This window comes from Saliphagus infecundisoli, assembly GCF_020177375.1.
Taxonomy (GTDB): domain Archaea; phylum Halobacteriota; class Halobacteria; order Halobacteriales; family Natrialbaceae; genus Saliphagus; species Saliphagus infecundisoli.
Genome location: NZ_JAIWHV010000009.1, coordinates 47,551 through 62,072, shown reverse-complemented (window position 1 = coordinate 62,072; position 14,522 = coordinate 47,551). Strand labels below are relative to the sequence as shown.

Genomic DNA, 14,522 nt, shown 5'->3' with positions numbered 1-14,522 from the left:
TCAGCGCAGCCCGCGGTTCTCGAGGGCGTAGGCAACGCGCTCGAGGACGGCGTGCGTTCTGTAGAGGACGCCCGCGACGTGGGGCGCGAGGCGGTCGGCGAGCCGTCGGCGCCGTTGGGCGTCCATCGTGAGGACGATCTGCACCGCCAGCAGGGGTGTGGCGACGACGTTGAGGAGGGCCGTGTACGTCCCGGGGACCGAGCCGCCCGCGGCGTCGGGCGACGGGATCAGCCCGAGGAGGCCGAAGACGGCGTGGGCGGCGAGCCCGCCGACGACGGCCGCGAGGAAGAACGCGGCGGTGACGACGGCAGCCATCCGCGAGCCGTAGTACCGGCGGTAGGTCCGGACCAGCGGCGGGATCAGCAAGTCCGCGAAGACGAACGCGAGGACGGCGCCGAAGGAGACGCCGTTGGTCCAGAGGACGACTGCGAACGGGACGTTGCCGACCGAACAGAGGAAGGTCAGCGAGCCGATGACGGTTCCCATGAGGACGTGGACGAACACGCGCGTCGCGCTCCCGTCGGCTCCGACGCCGAAGGCCGTCGCCCACCACGGGTCCGGGACGACCGCCGCGAGGAGCCCCGCGATCAGGAATCCGAGGGCGATGTCCCGCCGGAGCATCTCCCACTCGGCGATCGTGTTCGCGGTCGCCGCCCGCCAGCGGCCGGGCGAGAGGAGTTCGGGACCGGCGGTCACCGCCTCCGTCGGCGGGTCGTAGGCGCCGAGACAGCCCCCACAACAGAAATAGCGACGCTCGCCGTCGAACTCGCGGCTCTCGGAGTCCTCCTCGCGGAGGTCCACCTCCATCCCGCAGGTCGCACACGTCGGGTCGTCGAACGAGCGGGCGTGGCGACGCGCGACCGCGACCCACTCCGCGGGGACGTACCGGCGGTAGAAAACCCCGACGGCCACCACTGCGACGAGCCCGCCGACGACCTCGGCGGCGAGGAACTGCCAGCCCAACAGGATCACCAGGACGAGTCCGAGCTCGACGACCAGATCGGTCGCCGCGAACTGGAAGACGCCCAGCGTCGCGGCCGCCGACCCGCCCTTCGCGAACAGCGACCGGGTCGTCGCCACCGCCGAGAACGAACAGCTCGAGGAGGAGGCACCAAAGAGCGTTCCGTAGCCGATCTCGCGCCAGCCGTCGTCGCCGAGGTAGTCCACGAGGACGTCCTCCGGGACGAACTCGCGGATCGCACCCGTGACGGTGAAGCCGAACACCAGCGCCCACCAGCTGTCCCAGGCCATCCCGACGGCGATCCGGACGCCGTAGGCGACGTCCGCGAGCACCGCGCCCAGGAGGCCGACGAGCCGGACGGCGAGTTCGAACCCGCCGCTCGAGCCGGGCGCGAACGCCCGGCCGACCGCGAGGACGGGGTCGATCGCTCCGCCGCCCGCCGTTGCGGGCGGAGAGACGAGTACGGGGATGGGTTCGATCATGGCTGTAGCGGGCGGAGGGAAGTCGGTTGGAGGACTGTAGCGTCGCTATCGGGTCGGACGTCATCCACGCGGGAGCGTGTCGTCCGACCTTCCAGCAGTAATGACCAATGGTTCCAGGAGTATAAACCGTCCTGAATCCTAGCAATTCGAATGAGTCGCCGACCGGGCCGATCGCGTCAGCGGGCGAAGAGCCCGATCGCCTCGTGGCGGTTGAAGAGGTACACCACGCAGACGGCGATCGTCGAGACGAGAAAGGCGAGGATCGCCAGCGCGAGCCCGAGCGCGACGCCGGCGACGAGCGCGCCGAACACACCCAGAAACAGGGGCGTCGCGACGGCCGCACCGACGTAGGTCCGGGGGTCGGGGTTCCAGCGTTCACACGCCGCATGGACGAACTCGGCGTCCCTGAGGATCGCGGGCAGCGAGACGATTCCGAACGCCGTCAGAACGATCACCAGGGCGACGCTGCCGAGGCTCGAGGCCAACATGGAGCCGCCGTCGTTGAGCCGCCCGATCAGGAGGATGCCCAGGAGACTCGCGACGGGGTAGCCGGTCAGGACGTACCAGTGCCAGGACTCCCACTCCCGCGAGTCGAAGTCGACGTAGTCGTTGGGACTCATGCGACACGCTCGGCTTGGTGGGCCCCGCCCATAAGATGTCGAGAATGGTATCATATCTATACAAAACCCTCGAGATGAGGTTCGGATGCCGAGCTACGATCCCTTAGATCTCCTCACTATCTCGGTACCTTATGGGCCATCGTCCGGTAGGCGGAGGTAGCCGATCGACGGAACCCGATCGGCACCCATCATGATCGGAGACCACGCGTTCTGTCCGACCAGCGGTGCGTCTCTCTCCGAAGAGAGCCACTACGACGAACGGGGAGTGCCCCAGCGGGCGCCCGCGACCGACGACCCCGTCCCGCTCACGACGGGGGGAACCCGGTCCTCGCGGCGTGCGTTGCTCCGGTACTTCCGTCGGTGCCACCGGCGCCACGCCGACCCCGACGGGAAGCTGTACGGGCGCGCGTCGCTCGCGCTCGCGCGGCTCAAACGAACCGCGAACGCTCGGGAGGGCCGCGACGAGATCGTCTGGTACGCCCTCGGCGAACGTCTCGCCCGACACGGGTTCGAGGTCGCGTGGATGCACGCCCACGCCGAACCCCGCTGTCCCGACTGCGGCGGCCGCCTCGCGTTCGAGCGCGGTCCGAGCGGGCTCGTCGCACGGTGTGGGCTCTCGTGTGCCCACGGAGGCGACCGTCTGGACGAGATCCGCGGACTCGTCGCCTCGCTCCACGAGCGTGCGTTCCCCGACGAACCGACCCCTCCGACCGACGACCTCCACGTGCTGTAACTCACCGTGAGCCGCTCGGATACGCGACTGATCACGGTGCTTGCGGAATCGAGCCGAAACGTCGAGGCGGTCGTCGAGGTCCTGAATCGGTACGACCTCGACTACAGCGTCACCGATCGCGACGACGGGAGCTCCCGAACCGTGATCGTCCCGGTGCCGACCCGGATCGTCGAGCGGATCGAGGAGGAACTCGCCACGGCCCCCGGGAACGTCACCGTCGTCGTCTCCGAATCGATGGCCGTCCACCCGGCCGACGACGCCTCGCTTCCCGCCACCGACGACGTCGAGCGCCTCGGCTTCGAGCGCATCTCCCGGAGCGAACTCAGATCGAAGGCCGAATCACAGCTCCCACCCGTGCCCATCTTCGGGGCGATGAGCGCGATCAGCGCCGTCGTCGCGACCGCCGGCGTCCTGCTCGACTCGCTCGCCGTCCTCGTCGGTGCAATGGTGATCGCGCCGCTGTTGGGTCCCGCGATGGGAGTCAGCGTCGCGACGGTGCTCGACGACCGGAGCCTCTTCGCCCGCGGCGTTCGCCTCCAACTGATCGGGCTCACCGTCGGCTTCGCGAGCGCGCTCGCGTTCGCCGGCCTCGCCCGGACCTCGACGGTCGTCTCGAGCGCGGTCAGCCTGGAGGCCAGCCTCCGGCTCGGGAGCCACACGCTCCCGCCGTCGTTGCTGGTGACCGTCGCCGTCTGTGGCGGCGTCGCCGGCGGACTCGCGATGGCGACCAGCGGGATGACCGACCTCATCGGCGTGATGATCGCGGCGGCGATCATGCCCCCGATCGGCGTCGCCGGCGTCGGGCTCGCGTGGTACGTTCCACCGGTCGTGACCGGCTCGCTCGTCGTCGTCGTGCTCAACATCTTGGCGATCAACCTGGGCGCGCTCGGGACGCTGTGGGCGCTCGGCTATCACCCCCACGACCGGGCACGGATCGTCACCGCTCGGTCGACGATCCTCCGGCGGGTCGTCCTCATCACGCTCGCGCTCGTCCTCGCGATCCGACTACTCGAGTACGCCTCCGGAACCCTCCACCCATGACGGACAGCTCCGACGACACTGACGACCTCGACGACACCGGCGACGGCGACGAACCGACCGACAGCCCCTCCGAAACGGCGCTTCCCGCGGCGGGTCCGCCGCCGGAGCGAACGGAGTCGGGTGATCCCGGCGAGGAAGCCGGCGGGGCGGACGACGACGCGGATGACCCCACCGACTCCACGTCCACCGATTCCACCGCCACGGATTCCTCGCTCGGCCTCTCGTTCGTAATCTACGTCCTCCGCCTGACGTACGCCTTCCTCGTGATCGGTGCCGGCGTCCTCGCCGCGGGCGCCCGGATCGCGTTCCACCATCTGGGAGACGCCGACCGACGGGGCCGCAGCCGGCGATGGCTCTTTCTGGAGGGCGACCGCGGCGTGATCGTCGCCGGGTTCGTCGGCGGCGTCTTCGCCGTCGCGATCCTCCTCGGAGTGAGCGACGTCATCGGCGTCCGCGAGAGCCGGTTCGTCACGACGATGTTCTCGACGATGATCGCCGGCCTCTTCTCGTTCATCCCGATCGTCGTCTCGGTCAACCAACTCATCGTCTCCCGGCTGTTCGGGACGCCCGACCGGCTCAGCGAGCGCATCGACGACGTCCGGGAGTTCCGCAGGCGCGTCGAGTCCAGAACGCCCGGCAGCGGCGTCAGCCCGACGGAACCCGGCCCCTTCTTCGCCCGCCTTGCCGGCACGCTCGGCAACCGGGCCGACACGCTCGCCGCCCGCTGTGACCGAACCGACGACGACGACCGCTCGCCCGCCCTCGAGGCGGTCAGTGCGTACGCCGTCCGGACCGGCGATCACGCCGAACTGCTCTGTGACCGTCTCAACGAGGGCCCCGAGTCGGTGTTCGACGTCGTGCTCCCGGCGCTGGATCGGGACTACGCCAGCGACGCGAACGAAGCCCGGCGGCTGGCACGGCGCTTCGACGAGGAGCTCTCGACTCGCACCCGGACCCTGCTCTCGGAGCTTGGAGAGCTCAACGTCGTCGTCGACGCGACCCGCCAGTACTTCATGGCGATCTACCTCCAGCAGGAACTCGCGCGGCTCTCGAGGCGGATCACCTACAGCGGCACCGCCGCCTTGCTGACCTCGACGCTCGTGATCATGATCTACGCGAGCGGCTACCCGCCGGTCGCCCACGAGGGGCCGTTGCTCGTCCTCGTGAGTCTGGCGCTCGCGATGGCGTTCAGTCCGCTCGCGATCCTCTTTGCGTACGTGATCCGGATCGCCACCGTCCTCAAACGCACCTCCGCGCCCGGCGCGTTCACGCCGCCGGGTGAGTCGCGCCGATGAGCGACCGCCCCTCTCGCAGGCGGGTTCTCGCGGGGGCCCTGGCTTCCCTCGGCGTTGCCGGCTGTCTGAGCGATCCCGACGGCAGGTGGGTTCGCGCCGACGTGCCGACCGACGCGACCCTCCACGGCGTCGTCGCGACCCGGGAAGGGGCGTACGCGGTCGGCGAGGACGGCATCGTCCTCGCCCGCGCCGACGGCGGCTGGTCGGTCCGCCTCCCGTCCGGTCCCGCCGGCGCCCGAAACGAGCTGCGGTCGGTCGACGTGACCGACAACGGCCGGACCGTCTGGTTCGCCGGGGACAGCGGGGCCCTCGGCGCCTACGACGTCGTCGCCGACCGCGCCGTCGACTTCACCGCGCCGAACGGTCTGACGAGCTCCTGGGAGGCGATCGCCGTCGGCGGGCTCTCCGGGAGCGAGCGGCTCTTTCTCGTCAACAGCTCCGGATTCGTCCTCCGGGGCCGGCGCGACGGCACCGCCCTCGAGTGGGCCGGGGCGACCGAGCCGACGACCGGTTCGAGCGTCGCCGCCCTCGACGTGACTCCCCTCGAGTACGCCTACCTCTGTGATACCGACGGCGGCGTCTACGAGTCGGGCGACGGCGGCGAGACCTGGCGACGGCTCGGTGTCGAGGGGGCGAGCGTCACCTTCCACGACGCCGCCGCCGTCGATCCGGGCCACGTCTCGGTCGTCGGCGGCAACGGCGTTATCTACCGATACGACGGCGGCGCGTGGTCGAGGACCGTCGTCGGCCAGCAACCGCTGACGTCGATCGTCCGCGACCGCTACGACGGGCTCGCGGTCAGCGCCGCGGGCGGCGTCTACGAACGCTCGTTCGACGGCTGGGAGGAACTCGAGGCGATCGACGCCGGCAACGACCTCCGGGCCGTCACCCTGGGCACGTCGCGAACGCCCCGGATCATCGTCGGCGAGTCGGGCACGGTCCTCGAGCGGCGGTTCTGACGGTACGGGTTTCGAATGGATCGCCACGGTACTTCCCTGTCGACCCCGAACGTCGTCGTACGATGACGATGGTGCTCGCCATCGATTCGCTCGTCGCGTTCGGTCCCGTCCTCGACCCGGGCGTCCCGACCACCGTAGGCTCGGTCCCGGCGTCGACCTCGACTGCCGAGGTGATCGGGAGGCTCCATCGGCGCGTCATGGGTGCCGGGGTCGTGATCGCGCTCCTCGTCGGTCTCGCCCTCTATCACGCCGTCCGCACCGACGGACGCGACGGCGTCGACCCCGTCCGGCGGTACGAGCTCGCCTGGATCGCCGGCTCCGCGGTCACCCTCGGGGGCGTCGGGGTCGCCGCAGCCGAGGCGCTGGGGACTCGGCCGTTTTCGAGCGCCGACGGTGGGGTGGACCTGGAGGTAGCCGTAAGGGCCGAACGGTTCGAGTTCCGGTTCGAGTATCCGGGCCAGAACGGACGGACGGCCGACGAGCTCGTCGTTCCTGTCGACCGATCTATTCATCTAACGATCAATTCTATGGACGTTATTCACTCGCTTCATGTTCCGGAGCTCGGACTCAAACAGATGGCGGTTCCGGGCGAGGAACACGCGATCCGAACGACGACGATCCGGGAAGGGGAGTACCGGGGCTACTGTGGGTCCTACTGCGGGTCCGGCCACGCGAGGATGGAATTTCGCGTCCGGATCGTCGACGACGAAACGTTCGAGGCGTGGCTCTCCGAGTGAGTGGACCGCGAAATACAGCAGAGTACTCATATATCTATGTATTAGTTATGATTTAAATGTTCGCCGTTCCGAGTACCGACCGCGCATGAACGAGTACACGGTTCGCGTAGACGGGATGGAGTGTCAGGGATGCGAACGCGTTATCCGCAGTCGGCTCACCGATCTCCCGGGCGTCACGGACGTCGTCCCCGACGCCGACACCGGCGAGGTGCGCGTCTACGGCGATCCGACCCGCGACCGGATCCGCGAAACGATCGTCGACGCCGGGTACGACCCGTCGACGTGATCCGCTACTCGACCGACCGTGGTCGGTCGCGCTGCTCGAGCGGACGGCACAGAGAACGAATGGGATACAGAGAACGGAGTCACGGCCGACGACATCGAACGGTCGAAGCCACGGAGAACCGCCGTCTTACTCCCCGTCGATCCCGATCTCGGTCGAGGAGTCCGCCCGTCCGGCAGCCTCGCCGGCTCGGTCGATACTGGCGTCACAGAGGAGAGCCTTCACCGCCTCGAGTTCCTCGAGGCGGTCCCCGATCTCCGAGAGCAGGGAGATACGCCTCCGTTTGAGTTTCGTCTTGGTGTATCCGTCGGTCGGTGCGTTCCGTTCGAGGAGTTCGACGTATTCGGTAAACAACTCGCCTTCCGAAAGCTCCTCGGGAGGTGTGTCGGTCGAGTCCATTCCTCGGGGGCTGTACGGGGACGCCACTTTATAATGTTCCCTTCGGTTATACACGAAAACCGGTTCCCGGCTCCTCGTGGCGCCGTTGGGCACCCGTTTCACTCGGCGAAAGCGCGTTTGCGGCCGATCTCGAGCTGTTTCACGGAGCCTAGACGAACGACGACACGCCGATTGTAGACGACATGACGCTCCGCATTGGTTGGATTTCCATTGGAAATGCTTAACTCTCTCCGGTAGTGATGCGGGAGCGCAAACGGTTCCGGCCGGGTGACGCGCCACAGTGCGGATGATCCTGGTCGAACAATCCCGGATACGGAACGATTCGAGAACGGATCGCCTACGAGCCAGCCAGGCTACGCCGCCTTCGCCGACGCCGTTCGAACGCACCGGTCGATGAACCGTCTTGATCCCAGCCGAGCACCGGGTACGGCTCAACCCACGACCTCGAGCCGGAACGATCCTCACGAGACAGGCCAATGATTGGGAAAGATTCGTTTTGTCCACGGACGGGCGCACCGCTTTCGAACGAAACCGAGTACGACGGGCAGGGCCGACCCGAACGGGCGACGGCCCCCGACGAGTTCACCGCTGACTCGGTTCTCGGGGGTGAGCTCACGAACGGGTCGGTGACGTCCTCCAAGGCAGCCCTCTTCAATCAGTTCCGTCGCAACCACCAGCGCCACGCCGCCCCGAACGACGGCCTGTACCGGAAGACGGCTCTTGCGCTTCGCCGGCTCAAACGCGCCGCGGAGGGACGCGCGAACTGGGACGTTCACGTCTGGTATGCCCTCTACAGACGCCTTCGTGAGACCGGGTTCGACGTCGAATGGATGCACGCCCACGCCGACCTTCGCTGTCCGCACTGCCACAGCCCGCTCAAATACGGATTCCACGACAACGGCGACGTATACGCGCTCTGTGCGACGAACTGTACCGAAGACAATGCGGATCAACTCCGGGAGATTCGGGAGATCGTCGCGTCAGTATACGGGCGGTCCTTCCCCGAATCGCCCGCTCCCGATAGCGTCCTTCAGTTCGATTATCGCGAGTGAACTCTCCGAGCCCCGAATCCCGGCACACGACACCCTTGGAGTTCGTACGCGTCAACTCCGGCTCTCTAAGAGATCTCGGATCGCGTAATACGCGGGTTTGGGATCGAAGTTCTCGTCGAAGAGCAGGGGATCGGCCGTCACCTCGTAGCGATTCTGGAGCCAGGATCCCGCGTCGTGGACGCCCCACGTGATGAGCGTGTTACAGCCGTTGTCGAGACACGCCTCGAGGACGTCTCGATAGTACTGCGCTTGGTGTTCGAGGCGGTCGTCGAACTCCTCGTCGGGGCCGTACGCAACGTCCATCTCGGTGACCTGGACGTCCAAGCCGAGGTCTTTGAAGCGACGGATGTTCGCCCCGACCGCTTCGGGATCCTCTCGGCTGTGCTGATACGACGGAAGGGAGTGCATCTGGATCCCGACGCCGTCGATCGGTACGCCACGGTCGAGCAGGCGTTCCAGGAGGTCGTATACAGCGTCGGCTTTGTCGTTGTCCGAGGCGATCTCGTAATCGTTGTAATAGAGAGCGGCGTTCGGCGCGACGTCGTTTGCCCACTCGAAGGCCTTGTCGAGATACGCTTCGCCCATCGCCTCGTACCACATCGTCTCGCGCATCGATCCGTCGTCGGCCACCGCTTCGTTCACCACGTCCCAGACGTCCACCTTATCGTGATAGCGGCCGGCCACCGTGTGGATATGATCCCGGACAAACGCTTCTAACTGGTCGTCGGTGTAGTCCCAAGCGAGAAACCACTCCGGAGTCTGCTTGTGCCAGAGCAACGTGTGTCCCCGGACGGTCATGTCGTTTGTGACACCGAAGTTCACGATCGCGTCGGCATCATCGAAATCGTAGACCTTGCGTGCGGGGCGCAACGGCCCCATCTTCAGCGCGTTCGCTGTCGTAACCGCGTTGAACTCCCGCTTGAGCGTCTGTGCGAGCGTCGGATCGTCGGGATACTGTCTGAACGACCGAGCGGGAATGCCTGCCCCGATCGTCACGCCATTTTCGTCGGCCAGTTCGCGGAGTGTCTTTTCGCTGGACATCCGCAAATACGGAAGCCTGAGGCGAGAAAGTCGTATGGATACCGGAAACGGGTGGTGATTCAACAGAGCCCCCCAAAGATACCGTCGTGGAAGTCCGCTAAGGTATGCGAGCCATCGACTTCGATATCTCTCCAGACATCGGTTTCTGGCTCGAGCTCTACCGGCAGGTTCGGAATTACCCACACTCGGAATCTGTAACTCGTCATATCTATTCCCTCCATCGCCCGGCTTTGTGGGCGTTACTCGTAGGCTACTGATCAGTTCAATGCACAAATCATCGGAACGGTGTGTCGGCCCACACGAGGCCTTGTAGTCGACCGCAGCACCTGCCGACCGACCGCTCTCCCTACCGACCGGCCCCCCGCTGACTCCGACCCTCTATGGCTCCCGACTGACGCTCGCGCTTCGCTTCGCTCCACGCTCGCTCAGTGGATAGTCAACCCTGCTGTAGTCAGGGCCAACCCCTGGTTGGGCGCTCTGGGAGGTCGCCCTGGACTGCTCCAGATCATCTGAAATCCGGTGTTCAGCACTCGGTTTGAGAGGTAAGTATCGCTGTTCTCAGCGTGGCCTGATAGTCCACTTCTCTCGGGGAATTGATAGTCAGATCGGGCTGGTGCACACACCACTGTTTCCGCTGTTCTCGGACCCTATCTCACGCTGCTCTAGTACGTTCAGTTCTCCTTCCGCGAGAAACTCAGGTTACTCTCACTCAGTGTCGCTGCTGGCCACTTCGTTGGTGGTGGCTTCGCGCCGCAGTGCTCATGATTTCTCTCTCATAGTTCGGTGGGATTCCCCTCTTCTTCTCTCTGATCTGATAGGCGTTCTGGCTGGTGCTCCTGGACTCATCCACGCAGTTCCCGACGTGGGGGGTTTACCGGGCTAGATACTGTCGGTAACTCGATTTGGAAGTAAAATTCCAGTAAAGATTTTTGATTCAACGGGTGGGATAGGATGCATGGACGAGACCGATGAGCCGTGGGAGATTGCCCGCGACCTAACACAAAAGCAATACAAATCTCTGGCGGCGCTTCGGAACCTGGGCGGTGAGGCGCGGACTCCTAAGGTGACTGGCGCGGTCGAAGGATTGTACGCTCAGATTGTGAACCAGCACTACCAGAAGATGATCGGCGCCAGCCTCGTCGAGAAGGTCGACGAGGGACGGGGAGACGGTAGCCACCCACTCCCACGGGATGGATTCAAGTATCGGATTACTGATAGAGGTCGTGACGTCCTCACCGCGGCCCAAGAGGACTACGGAATGTCGCTCCCAGAAGAGCGCACAGTCCGCAAGCGCTTCGACCGTCTCGAGGGTCGGATCGGCTCGCTCGAACAGCAGGTCAAAGGGCAGTCCGGGAGCGGCGATGTCGACGGTGATCTAGAGGCCCAGGTAGTGGAGCTCGAGGAGCGCGTCGACACGATCGAAGAGAAGCAGGATCTCCTGGTGGATGACCTGCGTAAGGTGGCGGAGTTTCTCGAGGAGACCCGCGAAGAGGTCGGCCTGGGCGGCTTCTGGGACGATTCTAACGATTGATTTTCGTGATCGCCCTGTAGGTGCAGGACCAGACTTTCTCGCACCCTCTCTCTTCATCAAGTGAGATGACTTCACGTGACCTCTTCCTCGCCGTCCGAAACGGCTCCTTCGCGCACGGCACGATCTGCGCGTTCGTGGTCAGCTCGAAACTGTTGAGCGGCTTCAGGAAGATCGGGCACGTCATCGACGACGTCGCCACCGAGGAGTTCCCGAAGTGCACCGCACAAAATCGCGACGTAGCGGTTTGCAACTTCCTGAAGCAGCTCGACATACGCTTCGAGGGCCGCGATTCGTTCACGGTTGGCACTTCATCCTCGAGCGCGTCGCGATCCATCGCAAGTGGGGCCGGCTCGACTAGAAAATCCGTATCGGCACTCGATAGCGAAGACTGGCTGTTCGTCGACGGGGACGCAGCCGTCTTCCCATCACGCTCGTCACGGTGAGAATCAGTATTGCCGTTCACCCCATCCACATCGTCTAGCATTGTCTCGAGGAAATCCCCGGCCGACAGTGCATATTCCTCGTTGTCTTCGTCGTCAGCGTCGAGTGCGTCCAGGGCCGCACGGAAGTCTTGGAAGATCGGTCCGGGCCGATCCCGTTTGACTTGCAGAACGGCTTCTCGACAGAGATTGGCCATCGTCTCACATGGGACATCGTCGAACTCCGCAGCGACATCAGCTGGATCGAGACTGTCGCCGAGGATGAATCGTGAGTCCTCAATCGCGTCGGCCCACTGCTCGTCAGTGGCTTCTCGGAGTGTCTCGGCGCTTGCGCGAAGCACCTCGTGAACGGCGAAGATCCGCCGACAGTACCGACACTCCCAGCGACTCCGGTTGTAATCGAGGCGTCAGTATTCAAGAAGGATCTCCCCGCACTCTGGGCAATCGGGCTCGTAGGCCGGTGGCGTGGAGTTTACGCCGAACACCCTGCAAAACCGCAATATGAACCGTATACCAATAGATTCTTATTCCCCGTCACGACTGCTAATGGACTGAGGATTATGTCGATCTTTAGTATAGTCCCGGGCGGATTCGAACCGCCGTCAACGGCTGTCTCCCGCGCCGGACGAGCCGAACGCGTCCAAAGGCCGTTATGATTGGCCGCTACACCACGGGACTGCGACCGGGCGGATCGGCCCGGGCTATCGCGTGATAGCCGATCGGCGCACAATAGTGTTGCTCTTTCCCTCAGACGCCGACCTATACCGTAGCAGGTTAATCTGCGTTCCCGCTCGCTTCGGGCTCAAGAAACTCACAGCAGTCCATGTCGGCGTCGAAGCAGTCTGGACACTCCTCGCGGCGGTCGATAATCGTATCGAGGCGCTCTGCGACCGTGTCGTCGATCACACTCTCTAAGGCGCGGGCTTCCTCCCGGAACGCCTCGACCTCAAGGACGTTCGAGAGGAAGCGCTCGATGATGCAGTAAGTCTGGAGGGCATGGTGGGCGCGGTCGAGCCCCTCGTCGGTGAGCTGTGTTCCCTTGTACTTCTCGTGTTCGACGAGCTCTCGTTGTTCAAGCTTGCCGACCATCTCGTTGACGCTCGCGGGGCTGACCTCAAGCATCTCCGCTAAGGTGCCCGTCGAGGCCGGCCCGTCCTCGAGTCGCTGTGCGAGATAGACCGCCTTCAGGTACTGGTCTGCCGTGTTCATGTCTGGCCCTCGCTCGTCCGCGGTCGATCGGAGATCCGGTCCCCTCGGTCGCTGGCCCCGTTCGCCCCGACCCCAATCATGCTCTGCGCTCCATAACTTCGGTGACCTCCTCGACGCCCTCGCGTTCCTCCTCGCGGATCTCCCGGAGGGTCCCGAGGAGGCGGGCACGATCGACGGCGAACGTCGCCTCAGAGGCCTCGACCGCCTCGATCAGGTCGTCGTAGAACTTGTAGGCGGTCTCCTCGTTACAGAGCTGGTCGTAGAGGACGCCGTCGGTGTCTTCCGGCGGGCCGTAACGGGCATCCACCAGGGCGTTGATCTCCTCGTAGGCGACGGTGTCGGCCTCCAGATCCGCGATCAGCGCCTCGAGGCGGTCCCGATGGTCGGCGGACTCCTCGGTGGCGTCGGCGAGCAGCTCCCGGACGTCCCGGTCGACCGCGTCGCGGTCCTCCGGGGGAAGGGAGTCGATGTGGTGGGCGGCACGCGACTCGACGACCTCCTCTAGCACGACCCCGATCTGGAGGAGCCGCGCGAGCTGGTGGTCGCTCGAGACGCGCTGTCCCAGGCTCATACGACCACGTGCGGGGTGGCGATACTTAACGCTCCCTACTGACGGCGGCCCCGGCCGTCGATCGCGAACGGAGCACCTATTGTGCCGACCGACGACGTTCGAGTGAATGCGGGTCACGCTGCTTGGCACCGGCGACACGACGGGAACGCCGACGGTCGGCTGTGACTGTGGGACCTGCCGCGAGGCCCGCCGTCGGGGCGTCGAACGCACCCGATTTTCCGTCCACGTCGAGAACGAGCGAACCGGCGAGACGCTGTTGATCGACGCGAGCCCCGACTTCCGCCAGCAGTTCCTCCGGGAAGAGGCCTCCCTTCCCGACGCCGCCGTCATCACCCACGTCCACTTCGACCACCTCGACGGGTTGGGCAACGTCTTCCGGGTGCTCGACTCCTTGGACGTCTACGCCGCGAACGAAACCGATCCCGCGACCGGCGAGAGCGTCGCCGAAACCGTCGCGAGCGACTACCACTACCTCGATCAGATTACAGTCCACCCCGTCACACCTCTCGAGTCGGTCCGGATCTGTGGGTTCGACGTGACGCTCCTCCCGGTCGATCACCCGCCGATGGTCTGTTATGGACTGGTCGTCTCCGACCCCGAGACCGGGTCCAAGCTCTCGCTCACGGGCGATACGAGCTACGCGATCCCCGAGCCCTCGCGCGAGGCCCTCGCCGGCGCCGACCTCCTGCTGGCCGACGCCATCGTCCCCGCGAGCGTCTGTGCCGGTCACCCCGCGGGCGGGCGCCACGAGAACTCTGCAGGGACCCCTCGAACCTTCGGGACGAAACACATGACCCGGGAGGGCGCCCTCGAGCTCGCCGACGAGCTCGGAGCCACGAGGACGCGGCTGGTCCACCTCGCCCACTACTACCCCGCCGAGGACGCCTTCGAGGAGCCCCTGGCGGTCGACGGCGAGGTCTACGAGCTGTAGCATAGGGAATCATAGAAGAGTTCACAAGTAACTTGATTTACTTCCACTACAAGTGAATCTCGTTCTCAGTAGAGAGTAGCGATAGCTCGAAGAGGGTTATTCGATGTAGTGTGTACGTTGGGATCGGATATCCGACTGATCAGTAGAGGACTCATCTTCCGCAGGTGGTGGAGAGGGTGTATCAGTTTTTGTCGAGCCAAGGGAACCCGGATCAAAGGCCTGCAAATGGACAATCAT

General features: G+C 65.2%; 16 protein-coding genes and 1 tRNA gene. 9 read left to right on the top strand and 8 right to left on the bottom strand.

What is annotated here, in order from left to right:
• Both LCF40_RS12595 and LCF40_RS12590 read right to left on the bottom strand, forming a co-directional pair.
• On the bottom strand, positions 1 to 1,443 hold the full coding sequence (locus LCF40_RS12595) for a permease (RefSeq protein WP_114576239.1): 1,443 nt from the start codon (positions 1,441 to 1,443) through the stop codon (positions 1 to 3).
• Between the two features lie 176 nt (positions 1,444 to 1,619).
• Positions 1,620 to 2,063 carry a hypothetical protein gene (locus LCF40_RS12590; RefSeq protein ID WP_114576238.1) on the bottom strand — a complete coding sequence of 148 codons (444 nt, stop codon included), beginning with the start codon at positions 2,061 to 2,063 and terminating at the stop codon, positions 1,620 to 1,622.
• 190 nt (positions 2,064 to 2,253) lie between these two features.
• On the opposite strand from LCF40_RS12590, the gene LCF40_RS12585 reads away from it, so the two are divergent.
• The 6 genes from LCF40_RS12585 (at position 2,254) to LCF40_RS12560 (ending at position 7,114) form a co-directional block, all read left to right on the top strand.
• On the top strand, positions 2,254 to 2,796 hold the full coding sequence (locus LCF40_RS12585; RefSeq protein WP_224828698.1) for a hypothetical protein: 543 nt from the start codon (positions 2,254 to 2,256) through the stop codon (positions 2,794 to 2,796).
• Positions 2,797 to 2,802: 6 nt separating this feature from the next.
• Positions 2,803 to 3,837 carry a TIGR00341 family protein gene (locus LCF40_RS12580; RefSeq protein ID WP_224828697.1) on the top strand — a complete coding sequence of 345 codons (1,035 nt, stop codon included), beginning with the start codon at positions 2,803 to 2,805 and terminating at the stop codon, positions 3,835 to 3,837.
• Positions 3,834 to 5,132 (top strand): DUF7972 family membrane protein, encoded by a 1,299-nt coding sequence (locus LCF40_RS12575; protein ID WP_224828696.1) that lies wholly within the window; start codon positions 3,834 to 3,836, stop codon positions 5,130 to 5,132. Before LCF40_RS12580 ends, LCF40_RS12575 begins: the two co-directional genes overlap by 4 nt.
• On the top strand, positions 5,129 to 6,091 hold the full coding sequence (locus LCF40_RS12570; protein ID WP_224828695.1) for a WD40/YVTN/BNR-like repeat-containing protein: 963 nt from the start codon (positions 5,129 to 5,131) through the stop codon (positions 6,089 to 6,091). The genes LCF40_RS12575 and LCF40_RS12570 overlap by 4 nt, the downstream gene beginning before the upstream one ends.
• Before the next feature lie 62 nt (positions 6,092 to 6,153).
• Positions 6,154 to 6,828 (top strand): cytochrome c oxidase subunit II, encoded by a 675-nt coding sequence (locus tag LCF40_RS12565; RefSeq protein ID WP_224828694.1) that lies wholly within the window; start codon positions 6,154 to 6,156, stop codon positions 6,826 to 6,828.
• Between the two features lie 85 nt (positions 6,829 to 6,913).
• Positions 6,914 to 7,114, top strand: a complete 201-nt coding sequence (locus LCF40_RS12560) for a heavy-metal-associated domain-containing protein (RefSeq protein WP_224828693.1) — start codon at positions 6,914 to 6,916, stop codon at positions 7,112 to 7,114.
• 126 nt (positions 7,115 to 7,240) lie between these two features.
• On the opposite strand, the gene LCF40_RS12555 is transcribed toward LCF40_RS12560, so the two are convergent.
• Entirely contained in the window at positions 7,241 to 7,510 is a 270-nt protein-coding gene (locus LCF40_RS12555; protein WP_198667834.1) for a hypothetical protein, read from the bottom strand.
• 476 nt (positions 7,511 to 7,986) lie between these two features.
• On the opposite strand from LCF40_RS12555, the gene LCF40_RS12550 reads away from it, so the two are divergent.
• Positions 7,987 to 8,562: a hypothetical protein gene (locus LCF40_RS12550; RefSeq protein ID WP_114576231.1), complete on the top strand. Its 576-nt coding sequence runs from the start codon at positions 7,987 to 7,989 to the stop codon at positions 8,560 to 8,562.
• Between the two features lie 51 nt (positions 8,563 to 8,613).
• Here LCF40_RS12550 and LCF40_RS12545 read toward each other — a convergent pair whose 3' ends face one another.
• Positions 8,614 to 9,603: an endo-1,4-beta-xylanase gene (locus LCF40_RS12545; protein WP_224828692.1), complete on the bottom strand. Its 990-nt coding sequence runs from the start codon at positions 9,601 to 9,603 to the stop codon at positions 8,614 to 8,616.
• A gap of 955 nt (positions 9,604 to 10,558) precedes the next feature.
• Here LCF40_RS12545 and LCF40_RS12540 point away from each other — a divergent pair.
• A complete protein-coding gene (locus LCF40_RS12540; RefSeq protein WP_224828691.1) occupies positions 10,559 to 11,134 on the top strand; it encodes a hypothetical protein in 576 nt (191 codons plus the stop codon).
• On the opposite strand, the gene LCF40_RS12535 is transcribed toward LCF40_RS12540, so the two are convergent.
• The 4 genes from LCF40_RS12535 to LCF40_RS12520 all read right to left on the bottom strand — a co-directional run bounded on the left by LCF40_RS12535 (position 11,124) and on the right by LCF40_RS12520 (position 13,354).
• Positions 11,124 to 11,915, bottom strand: a complete 792-nt coding sequence (locus LCF40_RS12535) for a hypothetical protein (RefSeq protein ID WP_224828690.1) — start codon at positions 11,913 to 11,915, stop codon at positions 11,124 to 11,126. The genes LCF40_RS12540 and LCF40_RS12535 overlap by 11 nt on opposite strands.
• Positions 11,916 to 12,150: 235 nt before the next feature.
• A tRNA-Gln gene (locus LCF40_RS12530) sits at positions 12,151 to 12,252 on the bottom strand.
• Between the two features lie 96 nt (positions 12,253 to 12,348).
• Positions 12,349 to 12,783, bottom strand: a complete 435-nt coding sequence (locus LCF40_RS12525; protein WP_114576227.1) for a metal-dependent transcriptional regulator — start codon at positions 12,781 to 12,783, stop codon at positions 12,349 to 12,351.
• Positions 12,784 to 12,859: 76 nt separating this feature from the next.
• Positions 12,860 to 13,354 (bottom strand): ferritin-like domain-containing protein, encoded by a 495-nt coding sequence (locus LCF40_RS12520; protein WP_114576226.1) that lies wholly within the window; start codon positions 13,352 to 13,354, stop codon positions 12,860 to 12,862.
• 106 nt (positions 13,355 to 13,460) lie between these two features.
• On the opposite strand from LCF40_RS12520, the gene LCF40_RS12515 reads away from it, so the two are divergent.
• Positions 13,461 to 14,285: an MBL fold metallo-hydrolase gene (locus LCF40_RS12515; RefSeq protein ID WP_224828689.1), complete on the top strand. Its 825-nt coding sequence runs from the start codon at positions 13,461 to 13,463 to the stop codon at positions 14,283 to 14,285.
• Positions 14,286 to 14,522: the final 237 nt, after the last annotated feature.

What these genes read in the sequence shown, in the direction of transcription:
- LCF40_RS12595 (WP_114576239.1), bottom strand. Translation starts at nt 1,443, where the DNA reads ATGATCGAACCCATCCCCGTACTCGTCTCTCCGCCCGCAACGGCGGGC.
- LCF40_RS12590 (WP_114576238.1), bottom strand. Translation starts at nt 2,063, where the DNA reads ATGAGTCCCAACGACTACGTCGACTTCGACTCGCGGGAGTGGGAGTCC.
- LCF40_RS12585 (WP_224828698.1), top strand. Translation starts at nt 2,254, where the DNA reads ATGATCGGAGACCACGCGTTCTGTCCGACCAGCGGTGCGTCTCTCTCC.
- LCF40_RS12575 (WP_224828696.1), top strand. Translation starts at nt 3,834, where the DNA reads ATGACGGACAGCTCCGACGACACTGACGACCTCGACGACACCGGCGAC.
- LCF40_RS12570 (WP_224828695.1), top strand. Translation starts at nt 5,129, where the DNA reads ATGAGCGACCGCCCCTCTCGCAGGCGGGTTCTCGCGGGGGCCCTGGCT.
- LCF40_RS12565 (WP_224828694.1), top strand. Translation starts at nt 6,154, where the DNA reads ATGACGATGGTGCTCGCCATCGATTCGCTCGTCGCGTTCGGTCCCGTC.
- LCF40_RS12560 (WP_224828693.1), top strand. Translation starts at nt 6,914, where the DNA reads ATGAACGAGTACACGGTTCGCGTAGACGGGATGGAGTGTCAGGGATGC.
- LCF40_RS12555 (WP_198667834.1), bottom strand. Translation starts at nt 7,510, where the DNA reads ATGGACTCGACCGACACACCTCCCGAGGAGCTTTCGGAAGGCGAGTTG.
- LCF40_RS12550 (WP_114576231.1), top strand. Translation starts at nt 7,987, where the DNA reads ATGATTGGGAAAGATTCGTTTTGTCCACGGACGGGCGCACCGCTTTCG.
- LCF40_RS12545 (WP_224828692.1), bottom strand. Translation starts at nt 9,603, where the DNA reads ATGTCCAGCGAAAAGACACTCCGCGAACTGGCCGACGAAAATGGCGTG.
- LCF40_RS12540 (WP_224828691.1), top strand. Translation starts at nt 10,559, where the DNA reads ATGGACGAGACCGATGAGCCGTGGGAGATTGCCCGCGACCTAACACAA.
- LCF40_RS12525 (WP_114576227.1), bottom strand. Translation starts at nt 12,783, where the DNA reads ATGAACACGGCAGACCAGTACCTGAAGGCGGTCTATCTCGCACAGCGA.
- LCF40_RS12520 (WP_114576226.1), bottom strand. Translation starts at nt 13,354, where the DNA reads ATGAGCCTGGGACAGCGCGTCTCGAGCGACCACCAGCTCGCGCGGCTC.
- LCF40_RS12515 (WP_224828689.1), top strand. Translation starts at nt 13,461, where the DNA reads ATGCGGGTCACGCTGCTTGGCACCGGCGACACGACGGGAACGCCGACG.